The sequence below is a fragment of the Leptospira ainlahdjerensis genome (genome assembly GCF_016919175.1).
Taxonomy (GTDB): domain Bacteria; phylum Spirochaetota; class Leptospiria; order Leptospirales; family Leptospiraceae; genus Leptospira; species Leptospira ainlahdjerensis.
Map to the genome: position 1 here is coordinate 1 of NZ_JAFFPU010000040.1, position 3,926 is coordinate 3,926.

1 pseudogene is annotated in these 3,926 nt (G+C 42.3%); it reads right to left on the minus strand.

The window, feature by feature from the left end:
• Positions 1-3,926, minus strand: a pseudogene (locus JWG45_RS11410) (peptidase M23); the annotation flags it as partial.

A 3,926-nucleotide genomic window follows, 5' to 3' on the forward strand; every position in this document is an offset into this window, starting at 1 on the left:
GCAGACTTCAAACTTCCGCCTCCGACGAGCGCTCCTACGAAACTGGCTGGTAAGCCCGTTGCCTCCGCAACCATTCCTGTCATTCGACTTTGGAACTCGCTCTTTACGGCTTGTGTGAACCGCTGACCCATACTTCCGGAGCCGCCGTTCATCCCGTTCATGATCGTGAAGATAAAGCCCTTGCTTTCCTTCTCAGCGTCGTTCGCCTTTGCTTGATTCTCGATTTTTTCTTCAACATCTTTCAGATAATTTGAATATTTCTGATTAACTGTAGTTAGTTGGTCTTGCGTATATGTGCTCCCAAAACCCTTTAACTTGAAGTCATATCCCAATGAATCTAAGCTAAAGCTCGAAAGAACTAAAAGATCTTGTTTACCGTAGCTGATTTCTATGGGAATTCCCTTAACGTTTACTGTTCCTTTTAGATCTCGGCTTCCTGCGAAGATTTTGTCCCCGGTTCCCAAACCGTCGAAGGAACTCCGCAATTTATTTCCTTGAGATTGAGCAGAACCTTCTTCAAAGCCATAACTTCCTGACTGTCTGTGGTATTCTTTGGTTTGCCCCATGGTTGGCTGAAAGCTCTGTTTGAAACTAGGATCTAAAGCCTGAAAGTTTGCTAACGTTTCTTTTTTGCTCTCTCTATATTCATTTTCTTGAAACTCTTTAATTTCCTGATTTTGAGAAAAGGATTGTTGAAGTTCCGCCGTTTTGTCGCTGAATTGTGCGAACATTCCTTCCATCTGGCTTTGCATACTATCCAAATAATCTCGAACGTTCTCTACCATAGAAGCGTTAAAGGCGGTCGTGTTCAGACTATCAAGATTAAGAGTGTCTACGCGAAGATTTCCGGGATTGAATTTTGTCAAAATCTGAATGTACTGATACTCGAGAACTGCGCTATAACTAGAATCTTTCATCGCGTTCCCGTCGATGGCAACCTCTCCGCTCTGAATCTGCCTGTATCCGGAGATTCGATCACCGTTTATACGAAAGGAATAACCTGCATCGCGAAGATATTTATAATCTTCTCCATTGATGAGGGAATCGAATAAATTCTTCTGTAGAGAAGCGCTTCTCTCCTCGTTTTCTTTTTGAAGTTTTTGAGAATACTGATCTAAGTATTGAGATACTGCGCTATTCGCCGCAAAATTTAATGACTGAGCTCCGCCTTGCATCAAAGTTTGTAACGCCTGTAAGTCATTATCATTGGTCAGAAGAGAATTCATGTCACCCAAGAGTTCGTCAACGCGGGATTGTTTCTCTTCCATTTCCTTCTGAGAAGCGGCTATTTGCTGAGTGACAAAATCAGCTGTAATTTCCCCGGGAATTTTGGATTCAAGCGAAGAAATCATCTCCGTCAAACCTTCCAACAAACTTCCTCCGATATCTCGAGTTGCAAGTTCCTGGGAATAGGAAAGAAGACTTTCAATCGCTCCTTTGTTTTCACTTCCTTGTTGAATTAGATTTTTTGCCGATTGAAGCATTCCTTGAATTTGATCGTAGCTTTGACCTGCGCCGATAATCCCTTCGACGTTGTTCTTTTCGTATTTGATCTGCTCCGCGATCTCTTGAGAATTTTTGAAATTCCTATGGAGAAGCGAATCTCTATAATTCAAAAAAGAATTTCTTGTGTTAGAAAGAGCTCTTGAAGTTACTTCCGTAGTAATCGTATCTCCTAAAGTTGAATACTTTTCTTTCAAGAAGGACATTGCATGGCTCTTCTGATCGGAGGAAAGCTTCATGTAATAGGCCGACTCGTCGAACCTACCTTCAGATTTCGCGATCTCGGACAATGCGAGATATCGTTCCGATTTATTAAAGTATTCGGAAGCCTGATTCAAAAACGTTTTTTCTTGATCGACGGTTTCCAACTGAAGAGTGGACGCAATTGAAATATCCGCACGAACAGCCGTATATTGGTCGATCAGAGTTTGATTCTCACTTGCCTTACCGTTAAAGCCGAATCCCCCTTGAGACCCCGAAATTTCATTTAACCAAAAGGTTTGATTTTGACCGAATAGATTGGCTTGATTTTGCAAAGACAATAATTCGGCATTGTCAACGATTTGCGCGGGTTGGCCGAGCATCGCAGTTATAATACTATTGATTCGATTGCTCGCGTCTAATGCAGCTGTTCCATACGCTTGAGATCTTCCAAAGGAATCAGCAATACTCTGACTCAACGCTGCTCCTTGAGTATTCCAAACCGATTCATTTTGTTTATTCAGGATTGCCTGATCTACAAGATTCCCTGACGCTGCATATTGATAACTGTCCCAAAGTCCGACAGCAGTATTATAGAGTTGGCTTGTATTCGATTCAGAATTCGTAATGAGAGACTCTAAAGTATTTGTCTGACTGATTGCGTTCGCTTGAAACGGTTCTTCTCCGGATTGAGGATCGGATAAAGCCTGTTGCAATGTATCCTTAGCTGATAAATACCAGTTAAGTTCTGCTTGCTGGAACAATTGAATTTCGTCAGCCCAAGCTTGTTGCCCCTGACGATATTGACTGTCTGCATTATCTAAAACGCCGTTATAGCCGTTGATTTGAAAACCATAAACTGAAGTAACCCACGCATCCCTAGCAGCTTTCATCTGAGCGATCTGATCGTCGTAATTCTGAGAAGTCGCCTGTTTTGCAAGTTGAAGTTCCTGAAGTTTGGAATTGTATTCTTGGGAATATTGATTCGATCGAGATTCCCAATCTCTTAGAGGATTTACAAGAGACAAAAAGGTGTTTGCTAAGTTTGAAAATTGAGAGGACATACCTGACCAGAAGTCTTGATTTCCTTGCATGGCCGCATCTGCATATCTATATCTCGACTGAATCTCTACTTGATTTGTGCTTCCGAGAAGACTAAACCAATTAGAGGAAGTAAGAGCGGTTCCACCTAAATATACGGATGTCCCTTGAAGAATCGGAGTAACGCTACTCGCCGCTTGGGCCGCGTCTGGAGAAGAGGAAAAGGATAAGTTATACGTACCGAAGATAGCATTCCGGATATTATTATTATTTTGAATCTGTGCCGTATTAAAATTACCGTTCACAGCAAAACTATACCTCTGATCCAAATTGTTTACTTGTGTATAGCCGCAAAAGAACCACTCATTTCCGCACCATTCGCCGTTCAATCTATAGCCACCGTGACCGTTGGTGCAAGTACCACCGAAGTCGGATCCTGAAAAACATTGATAAGTAAAATGAGTGTCCTCATGAGTCGCGCTTGAAGAGTAGCTTCCTTGTCCGACCAAAGCGGTCACATCCGATTGATAGATAAGACTACTGCTATCGGCTCTCCACCCGAGAACGGATCCGTCGCCTTGATAGTAAATGCCTCTGTTTCCTTGAACAATATTACTACAACCGTTTGAACCGAAATCGTTCGAACAGCTGACCGAACTCGTTCCAACTTGTTGCGCAAAATTCACGATCTGCGTTGCGTAGCCGTCTTGCCATTTGGCCGAATTCCAATAGTCAACCTTAGAATCAGCGTAGTTCTTTTGATTTTGAAAAAAGTCTCCCAACGATTGTGCCAAAGTATCCAACGAAGCATGTTGGTCTAAAGAATCTTGCAGACTTGCAAGAAGAGAATCAATATCACCGAAGGAGCTATTCAAAACAGGATCCCCTGCCATTGAAGATCTAAGCTGATTCTCTTGAGCACGAATACTATTCAAAGTGTTCTGTAAGGTTGTTCGAATTCCATTCTCCGCATTTTGAATCAACTGCTCATTGGCCAACCATTGCGCCTCCGTTGCATTGATTTCATTAAGGTAGGCTAATTTATCATTTTCTAAACCTGCAATAGCTTGATCCCACTGAGATAAACCGGTAATAATCGAATTAAAGGAATTCTGTTCCCAGGCGGCTTGTTTAGCAAGAAGATCCTGCCACTTCGCATCCCAAGTCTGAGCGCCTTGATA